Source organism: Pantoea sp. OVA07A (assembly GCF_019969975.1).
Lineage (GTDB): Bacteria > Pseudomonadota > Gammaproteobacteria > Enterobacterales > Enterobacteriaceae > Pantoea > Pantoea agglomerans.
In genome coordinates this window covers 129,753-145,701 of sequence record NZ_JAHXYM010000001.1, presented here as the reverse complement: position 1 = coordinate 145,701, position 15,949 = coordinate 129,753, and the positions used below count along the sequence as shown (strand labels likewise).

Below are 15,949 nucleotides of genomic sequence, written 5' to 3'. Positions count from 1 at the left end.
CTGGGTTGTAAAAGGATAGTTAAGCGGTCGAATAACTCACCTGCTCTCATAAAAAAAAACCCGCTAATATCAGCGGGTTTCAGGTTTTATAACGTCAACAGCAATCAGAGTTCAAACCGATCCAGATTCATCACCTTGGTCCAGGCGGCAACAAAGTCTTTGACGAATTTTTCACGGGCGTCGCTGCTGGCGTAGACTTCCGCCGAGGCGCGTAACACCGCATTGGAGCCAAACACCAGATCGGCACGCGTGGCGGTGAAACGGGTTTCGCCAGTGACGCGATCCCGTCCAATGAATTTCTCATTGGTCGAATCAGCGGCTTTCCACTCGGTGCGCATATCCAGCAGATTCACGAAGAAGTCTGTGTTCAGCGTCCCTGTGTGGTGCGTGAAGATGCCGTGCTGACTGCCATCAAAGTTAGCACCCAGCGCACGCATTCCGCCAACCAGCACCGTTAACTCCGGCACGGTCAGGGTCAGCTGCTGCGCTTTATCGATCAGCAGATTTTCGGTGGTGGTTTTGCCGAAGCCAGTACCGTAGTTACGGAAACCATCTGCACGCGGTTTCAGCAGATCGAATGACTCGATATCAGTCTGATCCTGACGCGCATCAACACGGCCCGGAGTAAATGGCACGTCAATTTCAACGCCAGCTGCTTTCGCCGCCTGCTCAACGCCGACCACACCCGCCAGCACAATCACATCTGCCAGTGAAGCCTTGTGCGCTTCACGCTGCACCGCTTCCAGCGTCGGCAGCACGCGTGCCGCGACGGCATTGACGTCCCACTCACGCTGCGGCAGCAACGCCAGGCGGGCACCGTTGGCACCACCACGTTTGTCGCCGCCACGGAAGGTTGATGCCGAGGCCCAGGCAACCGAAACCAGCTCGCTGACGCTGAGGCCGGTTGCAGCGATTTTCTCTTTCAGCTGCGCGATATCCGCCACGGTTGGATGATAAACCGGTGCAGGCAGCGGATCCTGCCAGATCAGATCTTCCTGCGCGACTTCAGGTCCGATGTAGCGCGCTTTTGGCCCCATATCACGGTGAGTCAGTTTAAACCAGGCACGGGCAAAGGCTTCGTTGAACGCCTGCGGATCGTTGTGGAAACGACGCGAAATCTTTTCAAACTCCGGGTCAAATCGCAGCGTCAGATCGGTCACCAGCATGGTCGGCTTGTGTTTCTTCGCGGCGTCAAACGCATCCGGGATAATATCCGGCGCATCAGCTGCCACGAACTGGATGGCACCGGCCGGGCTGCGCGTCTGAACCCACTCATATTTGAACAGGTTCTCGAAGAAGTAGTTACTCCACTGGGTTGGCGTCTGAGACCAGATTACTTCCAGACCAGAGGTAATCGCATCTGCGCCAACGCCCGTGCCGTGGCTGTTGACCCAGCCCAGGCCCTGCGCCTCAATCGGTGCAGTTTCCGGATCGACACCGACGTGGCTGGCCGGTGCGGCACCGTGGGTTTTACCCAGCGTATGTCCACCAGCAATCAATGCCACGATCTCTTCGTCGTTCATGCCCATGTTGCCGAAAGTGGCGCGAATAGCCGGGGCCGCAGAGGCAGGATCGCCGCTGTGTTCCGGACCTTCCGGGTTCACGTAGATCAGACCCATTTCGGTAGCGCCCAGTGGCGACTGCGCCAGGGATTCCGGGTGACGGTGTTCCAGCCAGGCGGCTTCTTCACCCCAGTTCACATCCATATCCGGTTCCCAGACATCTTCACGTCCGGCACCAAAGCCAAAGGTACGGAATCCGGAGTTTTCCAGCGCGACGTTGCCCGCCAGAATGTAGAGGTCGGCCCAGGAGATCTTCTGACCATACTTCTGTTTAACCGGCCACAGTAAGCGGCGCGCTTTATCCAGACTGACGTTGTCTGGCCAGGAGTTTAGGGGTGCGAAGCGTTGCTGACCACGACCTGAACCACCGCGTCCGTCCACGGAGCGATAGGTTCCGGCGCTGTGCCAGGCCATACGAATAAACAGGCCGATGTAGCTGCCCCAGTCAGCGGGCCACCAGGCTTGTGACTCGGTGAGCAACCCTTTGATGTCAGCTTTCAGCGCTGAGTAATCTAATTTGGCAAATTCTTTACGGTAATCGAAGGATTCATCAAGCGGGTTCGAACGGGATGAGTGCTGGTTCAGCAGGTCAACCCGGAGTTGATTAGGCCACCAGTCGCGGTTAGTTGTTCCGCCGCCCGGCGCCTGATTTTCCTGAGAAGGCTTACCGGCATGAAAAGGACATTTGCCCTCGGGCGCTTCGCGATCGGCTTCGACAATAGGCTTTGCATCTTTTGCATCTTCATCAATGGAATTGCTCATGGTCACACCTCTTTTTTGTATTTTCATCGCTACTCTATAGAGGATTTTCAGGATCGCACACCTGTCTCATCCTATCTGTTTGATAGCTTTTACCTTTTTATACACCTTCTTCAAAAGCTTAAAACAATGAATTGACGGTTGCTGCCAGGCTGCAGAGAGCAGCGAAGCGGCAACCGTCACCCTGAGACTATTCCGACAGCGCCGGTTTCACAACTGCCGTTTTGCTGCCCGGCAGGCGGATGCGGAACCAGATAGCGTACATTGCGGGCAGGAAAACCAGCGTGATCAGGGTGCCGCCCAGCGTCCCACCAATCAGGGTATAGGCCAGCGTTCCCCAGAACACCGAGTGGGTCAGTGGAATAAACGCCAGAATCGCCGCCATTGCCGTCAGCAGCACCGGACGGGCACGCTGCACTGTCGCTTCGACCACTGCATCAAAGGGTGCCAGACCCTCCTGTTCATTGTGGTGGATCTGCCCTATCAGAATCAGCGTGTTACGCATCAGTATGCCCGACAGGGCAATCAGCCCGACCAGTGCATTGATACCAAAAGGCTGACTGAACAGCAGCAGCGTCGGCACGACGCCAATCAGCCCGAGGGGCGCAGTCAGAAAGACCATGATCATCGCCGACAGAGAACGCACCTGCAGAATGATGATCAGCAGAGTGATCGCAATCATGATCGGGAACAGTGGGGCCATCGCCTGGGTCGCTTTACCGGACTCCTCTATTGAACCGGCCAGTTCAATGCGGTAGCCCGCGGGCAGCGTCGCGATGATCGGTTGCAGGGCTTTGTTCAGCACCGTCGAGACGTCAGGCGGCTCCAGGGAATCGGCGATATCACCCCGAACGGTGATGGTCGGCGTGCGGTCGCGCCGCCGCAGCACGGGATCTTCCATTTTCACCTGCACATCACCAATCTGCGATAAGGGAATACGCTGACCGGCGGCGCCCACCAGCGTGAAGTCGGCGATTTTAGCCGGATCGAGCCGGGTTTCTCCGGCCGCACGCCCCACCACCTGGACCGCGCGGATATCTTCCCGCACGGTAGTGACAGGCACGCCCGACAGCAGAAACTGTAATTGCCGGGCGACGTCACTGGATGTCAGCCCCACAGCCTGCAGCCGGTTCTGATCCAGTGAGAAATGCAGCGTCGGCACGGGGGCGCCCCAGTCGGTGTTCACCGTCCTCATCATCGGGCTGGCCCGCAGGACCGCTTCCACCCGATCGGCAATCGCGCGCAGATGGGCCGGATCAGGCCCCATCACCCGCCACGCCACCGGATAAGGGGAGTATGGGCCAAACACCAGCTGCGTTACACGAACCTGCGCTTCAGGCACCAGACCGCTGGCAATGGCGGCGCGCAGCTGCGTTTTCAGTGCCTCACGCGCGTCCTGACTGTCGGTCAGTACCACCAGCTTAGCAAAGGCCGGATCGGGCAGTTCCGGTGCCATCGCCAGATAAAAACGCGGTGGCCCCTGACCAATATAGGTGGTGACGATTTTTGCCTGCTGCTGCTGTTTAAGCCATGTCTCAACCTTTTCAGCCGCTGCGCGGGTCTGTTCTATGGCGCTGCCGTAGGGGAGCTGAACTTCAACCAGCACTTCAGGCCGGTCTGAGGTCGGGAAAAACTGTTTTTTCACCAGCGCCATACCGAGCACAGCGGCGATAAACAGGGCAATCACCACGCCTGCCACCCAGCCTTTACGGGCAATCACGCGGGTCAGCAGGCGGCGAAAGCGGTTGTAGTGGCGGGTGTTGTAGATCGCTGCGTGGCCGCCTTCTACCGTTTTGATGGCTGGCAGCAGCTTTACGCCAAGATAAGGGGTGAACACCACCGCGACGATCCAGGAGGCGATCAACGCGATGCCGACTATCCAGAACATATTGCTGGTGTACTCGCCCGCCGTGGACTGCGCAAACCCATTGGGCATAAACCCGACGGCCGTAACCAGGGTGCCTGCCAGCATTGGTGCCGCCGTATGACTCCAGGCATAGGCAGAAGCCTTAATGCGGTCGTAGCCCTCTTCCATTTTCACTACCATCATCTCAATGGCGATAATGGCGTCGTCCACCAGCAGGCCCAGCGCCAGAATCAGCGAACCCAGCGTGATGCGGTCAAAGTTTTTGCCGGAAGCCTCCATCACCACAAACACCACCGCCAGGGTGAGCGGCACCGCAGCCGCGACCACTACCCCGACACGCCAGCCCATGCTGACAAAGCAGACCACCATCACCACCAGCAACGCCACGACGAACTTAACCATAAATTCATCAACCGCCGAGCGGATATTGACGGACTGATCGGTGACCTGAGTCAGTGAGAGCCCCAGCGGCATCGCCTGGTTAATGCGGGCGGTTTCAGCCGCCAGTGCCTTGCCGAGTTCCAGACCGTTCCAGCCTTCACGCATTACGATACCCAGCAGCAGCGCCGGTTCGCCCTGATTGCGCACCATAAAGGTGGCGGGATCTTCGTAACCCCGGGTCACCGTAGCCACGTCCGCCAGCTTCAGGCTTCTCCCCTGCGCCACAATCGGCGTCTCACGGATTTTTTCCAGTTTATCGAACGCGCCATCCAGGCGGATAAAGACCTGCGGCCCCTGCGTATCAATCGATCCCGCTGGCGTCAGGACATTCTGATCGTTCAGCGCAGCAAAAATTGCCTGCGGAGTGATGCCGAGTGTCGCCAGCCGATCGTGTGAAAACGACACATAGATGCGTTCACTCTGCTCACCGATGATATTGACCTTTTTCACGCCAGGCAGATGCAGCAGTCGCTGACGCAGTGATTCCGCTTCACGAACCAGCAGGCGCTGCGGCTCCCCTTTTGCCTTCAGCGCCAGCAGTGCAAAGGTCACGTCGGAGAACTCGTCGTTGATCATCGGCCCGATGACCCCGGCAGGCAGATTTCTGCTCTCATCACCCAGCTTCTTACGCGCCTGGTAAAACTCCTCCTGAACCTGGGAAGGCGGCGTTTTGTCCTGCAGGGATAACATAGTGAAAGCCAGACCGGGGCGCGTGTACGTCTCGCTACGGTCATACCACCTCAGCTCCTGCAGACGCTTTTCCAGCGGCTCGGCCACCTGATCCTGCATCTCCTGAGCCGTCGCACCCGGCCAGGCGGAGATAATCGTCATCTGTTTTACGGTGAACGGTGGATCTTCTGCCCGTCCCAGTTCGAAAAAGGACAAGACGCCCGCCACGGTAATCAGGATGATCAGAAACAGCGTAATAGCGCGCTCGCGCACGGCCAGCGCTGACAGATTAAAGCGTCCCTGGCTCATGGCTGGCTCCCGGCAACGGCAGCGTCATCGGGGCGCACGCGCTCCCCCTGCTGCAACAGATGCGCGCCCAGCGCCACTATCTGATCGCCAGCATTAAGCTGACCCGTGACGGTGGCCGCCTCGTCACTTATCGACACCACCGTCACCGGCCGCCAGGCAACGGTAGCGGGCTGGCCGGTAATATCCCAGACGCCTGGCCCTTTACCGGCATCGTAGATCGCCGCCAGCGGAACCTGCAGCAGCGGTTGCGACGGTTTATTTGGCAGCGTGATTGTGACGGTGGCTCCCAGCGGAGCGCTGGCCAGTGTGCCCTCCAGCACATATCTCGCCTCAAAGGTGCGCGTCATCGGATCGGCCACATCAGCCAGTTGGCGCAGCCGGGCAGAAACCGGCGCACTGTCCGCACCATACAGCGTTGCCTTTGCCTCACTTCCCACTGCCGGGCGAAGGGTCTCTGGCAACTGAACGCTCGCCTCGCGCTGTCCGGATCTGGCCAGTCTGATGACGGCCTCACCGGCACTCACAACCTGACCCGGCTCCGCCAGCGTTGCCATCACCACGCCATCGTCATCAGCCAGGAGCAGCGCATATCCGCTGGCGTTACCTGCCACGCTGGCCTGCGCCTGGGCGGCTTTCAGCTCAGCCTGAGCGGTGGCCGCAGCGGCACGAATCTGGTCGTATGCCGACGCAGAAACTGCCCCGGTTGCCACCAGAGTGCGGTAACGCGCCTGATCGGCGCTGGCCTGTCTGACGCGTGCCTGCGCGGCGGCAACGGCCTGCTGCTGAGCCTGGGCCAGCAGCCGGAGATCTGCCGGGTCGAGCCGCATCAGCGGCTGACCGCGCGTCACCCGCTGGCCGCTATCCACCAGCCGTTCGAGGATTTTTCCTGAGACCCGAAAGCCGAGGTCGCTCTGAACCCGGGCAACCACGACGCCACTAAACGCACGGCTGCCATCGGTGGCGCTGATGACCTTTGTGACCCTGACCAGCGGCGGCTGCGTGCGCGGATCGTCTTTGGGTGAATTATCCCGGCAACCCGCCAGCGCCAGTGGCAGCAGACAAACAACCAGAATGGCAGGATTGAACCTGAGCATAGATTACCTTCAACAGTAAGCAGGAGAGTGACGCCATTCTCTTATCATGTGACCAATGCTGTCAATAGTCACAAATTGCGTAAAGGCATTGTCCGTTCATACAGGTTATGAAAACACGTTAAACCAGGGAAATGCGTTGATGAAGGGTTCAGGCCCACCCTGAGCAGAGGAAACATCCCATTCAGTAACAAGTGACGAAATAAATCATAAGTCACAAAATCTGCATATTCCGTACACTGGAAACAGAGTGACGAAAAGGCTCTGTCAGGGCCTGGAATGGCTCGTCAGAGAGAAGTTCAGAGAGGATAAAGCAGAAAAAGCGGGGAGTGATGACGCGCGTTTACAGCAGAATCACCGCAGGCGCTTTGTCATCTGCGCCTGCGGTGGATCTCACAGCGCCCTGCTCTTCAGGGCGCTCTGTCACTTAACGCCAGCCGAGTTCCGGGGCGACATACTTCAGGATCGCCTCAATCACATGGGCGTTGTAGGCGACACCAAGCTGGTTAGGCACAGTAAGCAGCAGGGTGTCGGCTTCGGAAATCGCCTCATCCTGCGCAAGCTGCTTAATTAACGCCTCTGGCTCTGCGGCATAGCTGCGGCCAAAGATAGCGCGGGTTTTCTCATCGAGAAAGCCCACGGAATCCTGTTCGTTACCGCTGCGGCCAAAGTACGCGCGGTCCATATCATTTACCAGCGCAAAGATGCTGCGACTGACGGAGACGCGTGGCTCATGCTGATGCCCCGCCGCTTTCCAGGCCTCACGGTAGGCGCGAATCTGTTTTGCCTGCTGAATGTGGAACGGCTCGCCGGTCTCATCATCTTTCAGGGTTGAACTTTGCAGGTTCATGCCCATTTTTGCCGCCCATTCTGCGGTGGCGTTGGAGCCGGATCCCCACCAGATGCGGTCGCGCAGGCCTTCAGAGAGCGGCTCAGGACGCAGCAGGCCTGGCGGATTGGGGAACATGGGCTGTGGATTTGGCTTAGCAAAACCTTCGCCGCGCAGCACCTCCAGAAACTCTTCGGTGTGACGACGGCCCATATCCGCATCGCTTTCTCCCGCTTTCGGTTCAAAGCCGAAGTAACGCCAGCCATCGATTACCTGCTCAGGTGAACCGCGGCTCAGACCCAGTTGCAGACGACCATTGGAGATCAGGTCTGCCGCGCTGGCGTCTTCCACCATGTAGAGTGGGTTTTCGTAGCGCATGTCGATGACACCGGTGCCGATCTCAATCGTTTTGGTGCGCGCTGCAACGGCAGCCAGCAGCGGAAACGGCGAGCTGAGCTGGCGGGCAAAATGGTGGACGCGGAAGTAAGCGCCATCTGCGCCCAGCTCTTCGGCGGCGACCGCTAAGTCGATCGATTGCAGTAACACATCCTGCGCGGTACGGGTGGCGGACTGAGACGAAGGCGTCCAGTGACCAAAGGATAAGAAGCCAATATTTTTCATCTGTATTTCTCCTGACAGGCGGTAAACGCCCGTGGATGCAAGGCGATTTTTGATAGAGAAAGGTTACGCCCCCGGAGCCGCCACTGATAGTCAATATCTTTCAGCGCCATATTCAGGAATTTCGACATAGCTAAGCAGATTATCCACTTTGCCTTTGCCCGCCCTTTCTTTCACTGTTCAGATTCCCGCTTCCGCTGTCAGGTGAATCATGCACACCGGTTATCTCTCTCTACAGCAGCGCGCCTGGCTTAAAGCGCGCGCACGCAGCTGGCTCTGGCGCAGCGAACTGCCGACCTGGCTGCTAATCGGTGTGATCTATGGCGGCTGGTTTGCGGTGATGCTGAACGCGCAGACGCTGGGACGGCTGCCCGCCACCCTGCTGCTGATCGTCTTCACTGGCTGGTATATGTCGCTGCAGCATGAGCTGATTCACGGGCATCCCACACGCTGGCCGCGGGTGAATCAGCTATTTGGCACCCTGCCGCTGGCGGTCTGGTATCCCTACGGACTCTATCGCGATTCTCATCTGGCCCATCATCGCAATCACACCCTGACTGAGCCGGATGAGGATCCGGAAACCTACTACCTCTCCGCTGCTCGCTGGGCGAAGTTACCGCGCTGGCAGCAGCAGCTGATTCATCTGCGTAACACTTTTTTGGGACGGTTGCTGCTCGGCCCGCTGCTGGATGTAGCGGCGACCTTCGGCGGGATGTGGCAGGCACTGCGCCGTGGCGATCGATCCGCGATAGCGATGTGGCTGCTGCACGGGGCGCTGCTGGCACTACTGTTTTTCTGGATGGCACGGCAGGGATTTTCGCCGCTGTGGTATCTGCTGACTGTGAGTTATCCGGCGCTGGCGCTGACCAAAGTGCGATCCTTCTATGAGCATCGTGCGGCGGACGATCCGCTGGCACGGTCGGTGAATAATGAAGCGGCGTGGCCGTGGCGCATGCTATTCCTGAATCTGAACTACCATTCAGTGCATCACGACCTCCCCGGCGTCCCCTGGTATGGCCTGCGTCGCCTCTATCTGCGCGACCGCGAGCATTACTACCAGCGCAATCATGGCTTTCGCGTGGCGGGTTATCGGGTCTGGCTGCGTCAGTTCTGGGTCAGACCGGTCGGGGTCAATGTCCATCCGGGACGATCAGCGGAGAAAACGCATGAATAACCTGCTCGCCTTGCCGATGTATGCGATTCACCCGCCCGCCACACGAGCACTGATGCAGGCAGTGGTTACCCTGCTGACGCAGCACGGCATCGCTACGCAGCCGGTCTGGCCTGAGGATCTGCTGACACACTGGCAGGATAATCGATTGCTGCTGAGCCAGACCTGCGGCTATCCGCTGGTCAGCCAGCTTCCTGCGGTTCAGCTGGTCGGCACCTTTCACTATCAGGCCCCAGGCTGCACCGGCCGTGACTATCGCAGCTGGCTGGTGGCGCGGGACAAACAGGCGACGCTGGCCGATTTTAACGACCAGCGGGCCGTAGCTAACAGCCTGGACTCTCACTCCGGCTATAACGCGCTGCGGTTTGTGGCTGCGCTTCAGGGCGTGAGATTTTCGCAGCTACTGCTGAGCGGTGGGCATCGTCAGTCGCTGGCAGCACTGCGTGATTCACAGGCGGATATCGCGGCTATCGACTGCGTCAGCTGGGCGCTGCTGGCGCGCTATGAGCCGGATGCGCTGCGCGGCCTGCATATCATCGGTGAAACGCCAGCCGCACCCGGATTGCCATTGATTACGGCAGCCCCGACGTCAGTGGACCGGCTGGAGAGACTCCGCTCGGCGCTGCATCAGCTGGTGAACGATCCCGCCTGGCGCACCGTCTGCGACGATAACCTGATCGGCGGATTCAGCCCGGTGCAGCGAGACGATTATCAGGGCGTGCTGGCGTGGGAACAGCAGGCTGCCGCGCTGGGCGTCACCCGGCTGTAACACACCCCTCTGTTTCGCCCTGCTGACCGGGCAGGGAAAATCTGATTTCTCTGCATCGTCCCCTCCCTGCCCGCGCTTTCCCGGCCTCTCATTTCATGCTCCCCGATGCGCTCTGACCGAGGCTAAGACTGGTAAGCCCGGTCACGGCGTTCTAAGGTAGAGGTTTTCAGCAGAGGGAGAGTGGGATGCGCATTCTGATGGCAGGCGCCGGCGCGACCGGTGGATATTTTGGTGCACGGCTGGCTCAGGCGGGCCAGGACGTGACTTTTCTGGTCCGTGAACGGCGTTATCAGCAGCTTCAGGCCAGCGGTCTGGTGTTGCAGACGCCGCAGGGCACTGAAACGCTAAAGCCGCAGCTAGCCCAGGCGAGCAGCCTGACAGGCCACTATGATCTGATTATCGTGACGGTGAAGAGCTTTGCCCTTGATCAGGTGATGGAGGATATTGCACCTGCAGTGGGCCCGGAAACATTGATCATGCCGATTCTGAACGGATTGCGGCACATCGCGACGCTGCAACAGCGTTTCGGCGAAGATAGGGTGATTGGCGGCCTGTGCAAAATCAACGCGACGCTGGGTGACAATGGCGAAGTAATCCAGATGACGCCGCTGCATCAGCTCTATTATGGCGCGCTGGACGGTAACAACGATGCGCGACTGCAGCGGGTTGATGCGGCGCTGCGTGACTGTCAGGTCGATACCCGATTCAGCGATAACATCATGGATGAGCTGTGGGAAAAATGGCTGCTGCTGAGCACGCTCGGCGCGGTTTGCTGCCTGGCGCGCGGAAATACCCAACAGATACTCACCTCGCGCGGCGGCGAAACGCTGTTACAGGGTGTTTTCTCGGAGATTCTGTCAGTCATTACTGCCGAAGGCTATCAGACGCGTCCGGCGGCCACTGCCCGCATTCTTGAGCTGTTAAGCGATCCGGCCACCCCGATGACCTCCTCAATGTACCGCGATTTAACCCAGGGCTTTGATATCGAAGCCGATCAGGTGATAGGTGACCTGCTGCTGCGGGCGAAACGCCATAGTCTCGCCACGCCACTGCTTAACGCGGTGGATGTGAACCTTCAGGTCTATCTGCAGCAGCGTTAATGGCCCTGCCAGATACCGTGACCGGGTGCTGCAACGGACCCGGTTTTTGTGGTCGTGAAAGTGTGGTGTGCAGCAGCAGTGCAGCAGGAAAATTTGCTACACTCGTCGCTTCATCTTTTGGAGAGTTCAATGACTTCCCGCTCCGTGACCCTCGATGATGTCGCTCAACTGGCCGGCGTCTCATATCAAACCGTTTCACGTGTTTTAAATCGTTCTGAACAGGTGTCAGCCCGCACGCGGGAAAGGGTTGAGGCGGCGATGCTGCAGCTCAATTATGTGCCCAATCGTGTGGCGCAGCAGCTGGCCGGTAAGGCGACGCGCACGCTGGGTCTGGCCACCAGCGACCTGGCCCTGATGGCTCCTGCGCAGATCGCCTCAGCGATCCAGCAGCGCGCCGCCGGGGCGGGTTATCATCTGGTGATCGCCATGGACAGTGGTAACGATGCGGCAGCAACGGTGAATGAACTGCTGGCACAGCGGGTCGATGGACTGCTGATCAACCTGCCGCTGGAGGCAGATGAGGCGCAACAGATCCAGTTGCTCTGCGGCAGCAAACCGGTGCTGTTTCTGGATGTCGAACCCCAGGCGGCGGTAGCGCAGTGTCAGTACCCGAATGAGTCTGGCGCACGTGCCGCCGTTGAACATCTGGTGGCGCTGGGTCATCGTCAGATTGGTTTGTTAAACGGGCCGCTTCGCTCGGTCTCGGCCCGTCAGCGTGAAAATGCATGGCGTAAGACGCTGGCCGATCATCAGCTGACACCGCACTGTTCTTTACGCGGCGACTGGAGCGCGCAGTCGGGTTACCAGGCGCTGCTGGCGCAGCTTCCCGACGATCTGCCGCAGGCGCTGCTGGTGGCAAACGATCAGATGGCGTTGGGTGCGATGCGGGCGCTGCATCAGTATGGCGTAGCCATTCCTGGCGAGATATCGGTGATTGGATATGATGACACCGCCGAGAGTGCGTGGTATCAGCCGCCGCTGACCACGGTGCGGCAGGATTTGCACTCTCTTGGCGCGCAGAGCGTCGAGCGGATGCTGGCCCGGCTTCAGGGAGCAGAGGCGTCAGACAACGCGCTGGAAACCACCCTGGTGATCCGGGAGACCACCGCCCCGCCTGCTGATGAGCGGATCAATTTAGTGGCGCTGTCACAGCAGTTACAGGTGATCGCCCGCTGGCTGGCGGGAAAATAACCCTGCGCTGACGCAGGCAATAAAAAACCCGCCCCACCGGAGTGGATGCGGGTTGGCATAGGACGTCTGGCGCTTGCGCGCTGCTGTCTGCCCTTACGCTTTCGGGTGTTCGCCCACGCCCATCGCTTTGATCTTTTTCGACAGCTCGCGACGCTCTTTAGACAGGTCGGCGTTTTTGATGATGTACTCATCCACGCGATCTTCATAATCCACACGCATGCTGGCGATGATTTCCTGAATAGCCTCAACGCTCATGCCGGGTTTGATATATTCGCTCAGGTTGTCGAGCAGCAGTACGCGCTTCTGGTTGTCGCGAATTTTCTTCTCGTTGTCGACAATTTCACGCTGCAGTTTATTTTTGCGGCGGAACATACGCACGAACTCCAGTACGTCCTGAAATGATTGCTTGGCATTTTCCATGATGGCACCTTTCTTTGAGCCTGCTGACGCAGGGAGAGAGTCAAAACGATCAGCTTAGCGGCTAGCCCGCCAGGTAAGCAATTTTCACAGCTAAATTCAGACTGGCTCTTATCTTAGCGCAAAGAAACCCTGTTTCACATTAAGTCATTGTCTGAGGTGATTATTTGCGCAGCGCCATCCGCATCAGGTCGGTCATCCGTTCCAGCTGTTTTGCCAGTTCCAGTGTCAGCCAGACGTAGCCGTAGATCGGCGTCTCCTCCAGACCTTCGCTGCCCGCTTCCGCGATCAGTCGCCGCAGTTCGCCACTGATTTCAGTCAGCTCGTGACTGTTAGCCACCACCTCTTCCGTTTCCCCTTCAATCGCCATGACCGACAGCGCCCGCAGCGTGTTCTCAGTCATCTGCTGGGTGCGTCGTAATGCAGGCGCGTTAAGCATAATCAGATGGCTCTCGCGCGATGCCCACCAGGCATTAATCTGCATTTCAATGGTGTAAACCATATTACGGTTGATGGTCTGGATCGCTTCAAGCACCGATTTTGGGATGCGCGTCTCTTTGCTTGACGGCTCCAGCAGCGCCCGCATTTTGATCACGCTGCTCAGCAATTTGCCCAGCGGCTTGTTAAGGCGCGGCTTTTCAACCAGGTTGGGTGAGAAACCGGCGTGATAGATTTTTGCCATTTCCGCCAGCGCGTCGGAGAGTTGAATGCGCCAGTGTGTATAGGCACGCTGCGCCCAGATAGCGGTAAACAGCAGCGCCATCAGCGATCCCAGAATCACATCACCGCCGCGCCACAGTGCCATCGTGAAATCGCCGGTTGGTGCGCCCACGACCACGCTCAGTGTAATCCCGATCAACAACGCCATGTAGGGATGTTTGCCCAGCGTCAGGTAGCCACTGATCATCATGATGATGCCGCACCAGGCCAGCATCATCGGCATCGAGATCAGCTCCAGCTTCAGGGCGATCAGACCGGATATTGACCCGGCGACCGTGCCGCTGATGCGCTGCAGTGCACGTGGAAAGACATTTCCCCAGGTGGAGATGGGCCCCATCACCACCACCAGCGTAATCAGCGGCCAGGTGCCTTCAGGGATATCGGTCGCCCGCACAAAGATAAAGCAGAGCAAAAAGGCGATGGCAATACGCACACCGTGGACGGAGCGATAATGGCGATAAAACCAGAACTCCAGTTTTGATATGGGCTTATCGGGACGCAAAATGACTTTCCGGTTGCGGGAACATGGTGTGGCTATCTTAACGCTGAACGCGGCTCAGGCTTAGCGCGGGCCGGATATTTAAAACAGTTTTGACGTTCGCTTACAATTATCAACATCCGCCTCACATACTTTCCCGGAAGTTAAAAACAACTTAATGCGATTTTTTAACCTTTATCGGCTCTCAGTAACACATTCAGGGCAGCCAGCGTGCAAGTAAAAACGGGCAGCCCGCAGGCTACCCGTTTTAGTGCTGACAATCGGCTAATCAGAACTTCTGCTTGAGATAATCCGTCAGGCGGGTAATGACGCCTGCAGGTTCAACCGCACTCAGCGCCACCAGCGGATAGTGGGCAATCTGCTGATCTTTATCCATCACCTGAATTTCACCAATGACTTCGTTGGCTTTCAGCGGGGCTTCCAGATCTTTGCGATCGATGACGTACTTCGCCTTCACGTTCTGCACTTCACTGCGCGGCAGTGACAGATAAACATCTTCTGCGGTACCCACATCCACCTGATGAGGATTGCCATACCAGACGTTTTCGCTGCCAATTTTCTTACCGGCATGGAACAGCTGAACGGTATCAAAGGTGTTCTGTCCCCAGACCAGCAGTTTACGCGCCTGCTCTTCGCGGCCTTTCGGGCTTTTACCGCCCATGACGACGGCGATCAGGCGATGCTTGCCCACCACATTCGAGGCGATGATGTTAAAGCCCGCGGTCTCAGTGTGACCGGTTTTCAACCCATCAACGTGGAGATTATTATCCCACAACAGGCCATTACGGTTGTTCTGGGTAATGCCATTCCAGGTCAGGGTCTTCTCACTGTACATGGCATAAAAATCAGGCTCACCATCAATAATGGCGCGTGACAGTTTCGCCATATCCAGCGCGCTGGAGAACTGACCCGGCGCATCCAGACCATGAACCGTTTCAAAATGGGTATTCTGCAGGCCGAGCTTCTCAACGTAGTGATTCATCATGCCGACGAAGTTCGCTTCGCTGCCCGCCACATAATCAGCCAAGGCAACGCAGGCGTCGTTACCGGAGTCGATGATGACGCCACGGCTTAAATCCCGGACGCTCAGCTTATCGCCTGGCTTCAGGAACATCAGCGAGGAGCCTTTGAACACCGGATTACCCGCCGCCCAGGCATCTTTTCCGACCGTAACCATGTCGTCACGGCTGATTTTCTTCTGGTCAATGGCGCGATCAACCACGTAACCGGTCATCAGTTTGGTCAGGCTGGCGGGATTACGGCGTTCATCGGGATTGCCAGCGGTCAGAACCTGTCCTGTGGTGGCATCCATCAGCACCCAGGAAGCCGCATCAATCGCTGGTGGCGTCACAGGAAAGGGAATCGCATCAGCCTGTGCCAGCGAGGCCCAAAAAACAGTAGCGGTAACGGTGAACAGCAGACGCCTTTTCAACACTTCATCCTTAATTGCACGGGAGAGAAAATTTCTAAAACGAAACGGAAACAGCCGCACGTTTTACGGCAAAAGCGTTGTGAAGGTTTGAATAAATTGAAAAAAAGTATGAACTGCGACGGGTATGGCTGATGCCTGCAGGGGGGTGGTAACGGCTAATTGATGCAGGAAATGAGACCGAATATTTCAATATCATCCTGGAAAACGTTAAGGTCACTACGGTATCGCCCTGCCTTGCACCCAGCGGCATGAGCAGCACGCATCTGGAAACACCGGAATTACGCTATGCAGCAATAACCTGGAAATATGTCGAAGGGAATATTATCTATCGTGACTCATGGAATGAGCGAGCTACAGCCTGAGAGGTAAAAAGTCCGCTTTACTCCTTGCCCCTGACCGCTCAGTCAGATACTACGCCCCCCGCTACCATCCGAAACTTCAGACCAGTCGGATTATGGTTTACCATGTAGTGAGTGAAGCCTGAGCCTGCATGACCTTGCCCGGC

At 57.8% G+C, this 15,949-nt stretch carries 11 protein-coding genes and 1 pseudogene; 5 read left to right on the top strand and 7 right to left on the bottom strand.

The genetic code is table 11. The features are described 5' to 3' along the window. Positions 1 to 104: 104 nt before the first annotated feature. The 4 genes from katG to LC417_RS00595 all read right to left on the bottom strand — a co-directional run bounded on the left by katG (position 105) and on the right by LC417_RS00595 (position 8,148). The gene (katG, locus tag LC417_RS00610) at positions 105 to 2,324 is read right to left on the bottom strand and encodes a catalase/peroxidase HPI (protein ID WP_223565334.1); all 2,220 of its coding nucleotides are present in this window, start codon (positions 2,322 to 2,324) and stop codon (positions 105 to 107) included. 187 nt (positions 2,325 to 2,511) lie between these two features. Beyond that, the gene (locus tag LC417_RS00605) at positions 2,512 to 5,607 is read right to left on the bottom strand and encodes an efflux RND transporter permease subunit (RefSeq protein ID WP_223565333.1); all 3,096 of its coding nucleotides are present in this window, start codon (positions 5,605 to 5,607) and stop codon (positions 2,512 to 2,514) included. Further along, entirely contained in the window at positions 5,604 to 6,701 is a 1,098-nt protein-coding gene (locus LC417_RS00600) for an efflux RND transporter periplasmic adaptor subunit (RefSeq protein ID WP_061901299.1), read from the bottom strand. Before LC417_RS00600 ends, LC417_RS00605 begins: the two co-directional genes overlap by 4 nt. Before the next feature lie 424 nt (positions 6,702 to 7,125). Continuing rightward, positions 7,126 to 8,148 (bottom strand): LLM class flavin-dependent oxidoreductase, encoded by a 1,023-nt coding sequence (locus tag LC417_RS00595; protein ID WP_163640063.1) that lies wholly within the window; start codon positions 8,146 to 8,148, stop codon positions 7,126 to 7,128. Between the two features lie 208 nt (positions 8,149 to 8,356). Between LC417_RS00595 and LC417_RS00590 the strand changes: the two genes are divergently transcribed. The 4 genes from LC417_RS00590 (at position 8,357) to LC417_RS00575 (ending at position 12,376) form a co-directional block, all read left to right on the top strand. Continuing rightward, a complete protein-coding gene (locus LC417_RS00590; RefSeq protein WP_010670941.1) occupies positions 8,357 to 9,319 on the top strand; it encodes a fatty acid desaturase in 963 nt (320 codons plus the stop codon). Beyond that, complete coding sequence (locus LC417_RS00585) at positions 9,312 to 10,085, top strand: phosphate/phosphite/phosphonate ABC transporter substrate-binding protein (protein ID WP_045140271.1); 774 nt, start codon at positions 9,312 to 9,314, stop codon at positions 10,083 to 10,085. The genes LC417_RS00590 and LC417_RS00585 overlap by 8 nt, the downstream gene beginning before the upstream one ends. Before the next feature lie 185 nt (positions 10,086 to 10,270). After that, the gene (locus LC417_RS00580) at positions 10,271 to 11,185 is read left to right on the top strand and encodes a ketopantoate reductase family protein (RefSeq protein ID WP_223565332.1); all 915 of its coding nucleotides are present in this window, start codon (positions 10,271 to 10,273) and stop codon (positions 11,183 to 11,185) included. Positions 11,186 to 11,314: 129 nt separating this feature from the next. Beyond that, positions 11,315 to 12,376: a LacI family DNA-binding transcriptional regulator gene (locus LC417_RS00575; RefSeq protein ID WP_223565331.1), complete on the top strand. Its 1,062-nt coding sequence runs from the start codon at positions 11,315 to 11,317 to the stop codon at positions 12,374 to 12,376. Positions 12,377 to 12,469: 93 nt separating this feature from the next. Here the strand turns inward: LC417_RS00575 and tmaR are convergent, their stop codons facing one another. The 3 genes from tmaR to dacD form a co-directional block, all read right to left on the bottom strand. Beyond that, complete coding sequence (gene tmaR, locus LC417_RS00570; RefSeq protein WP_004571340.1) at positions 12,470 to 12,796, bottom strand: PTS system regulator TmaR; 327 nt, start codon at positions 12,794 to 12,796, stop codon at positions 12,470 to 12,472. 160 nt (positions 12,797 to 12,956) lie between these two features. Beyond that, entirely contained in the window at positions 12,957 to 14,015 is a 1,059-nt protein-coding gene (locus LC417_RS00565; RefSeq protein WP_010670945.1) for an FUSC family protein, read from the bottom strand. Positions 14,016 to 14,280: 265 nt separating this feature from the next. Next, positions 14,281 to 15,444, bottom strand: a complete 1,164-nt coding sequence (dacD, locus tag LC417_RS00560; RefSeq protein ID WP_010670946.1) for a serine-type D-Ala-D-Ala carboxypeptidase DacD — start codon at positions 15,442 to 15,444, stop codon at positions 14,281 to 14,283. Positions 15,445 to 15,596: 152 nt separating this feature from the next. On the opposite strand from dacD, the pseudogene LC417_RS00555 reads away from it, so the two are divergent. Beyond that, positions 15,597 to 15,806 (top strand): annotated as a pseudogene (locus LC417_RS00555) (type VI secretion system tube protein Hcp); the annotation flags it as partial. Between the last annotated feature and the right edge of the window lie 143 nt (positions 15,807 to 15,949).

Coding starts and splice junctions, on each gene's coding strand:
- katG (WP_223565334.1), bottom strand. CDS start 2,324: ATGAGCAATTCCATTGATGAAGATGCAAAAGATGCAAAGCCTATTGTC.
- LC417_RS00605 (WP_223565333.1), bottom strand. CDS start 5,607: ATGAGCCAGGGACGCTTTAATCTGTCAGCGCTGGCCGTGCGCGAGCGC.
- LC417_RS00600 (WP_061901299.1), bottom strand. CDS start 6,701: ATGCTCAGGTTCAATCCTGCCATTCTGGTTGTTTGTCTGCTGCCACTG.
- LC417_RS00595 (WP_163640063.1), bottom strand. CDS start 8,148: ATGAAAAATATTGGCTTCTTATCCTTTGGTCACTGGACGCCTTCGTCT.
- LC417_RS00590 (WP_010670941.1), top strand. CDS start 8,357: ATGCACACCGGTTATCTCTCTCTACAGCAGCGCGCCTGGCTTAAAGCG.
- LC417_RS00585 (WP_045140271.1), top strand. CDS start 9,312: ATGAATAACCTGCTCGCCTTGCCGATGTATGCGATTCACCCGCCCGCC.
- LC417_RS00580 (WP_223565332.1), top strand. CDS start 10,271: ATGCGCATTCTGATGGCAGGCGCCGGCGCGACCGGTGGATATTTTGGT.
- LC417_RS00575 (WP_223565331.1), top strand. CDS start 11,315: ATGACTTCCCGCTCCGTGACCCTCGATGATGTCGCTCAACTGGCCGGC.
- tmaR (WP_004571340.1), bottom strand. CDS start 12,796: ATGGAAAATGCCAAGCAATCATTTCAGGACGTACTGGAGTTCGTGCGT.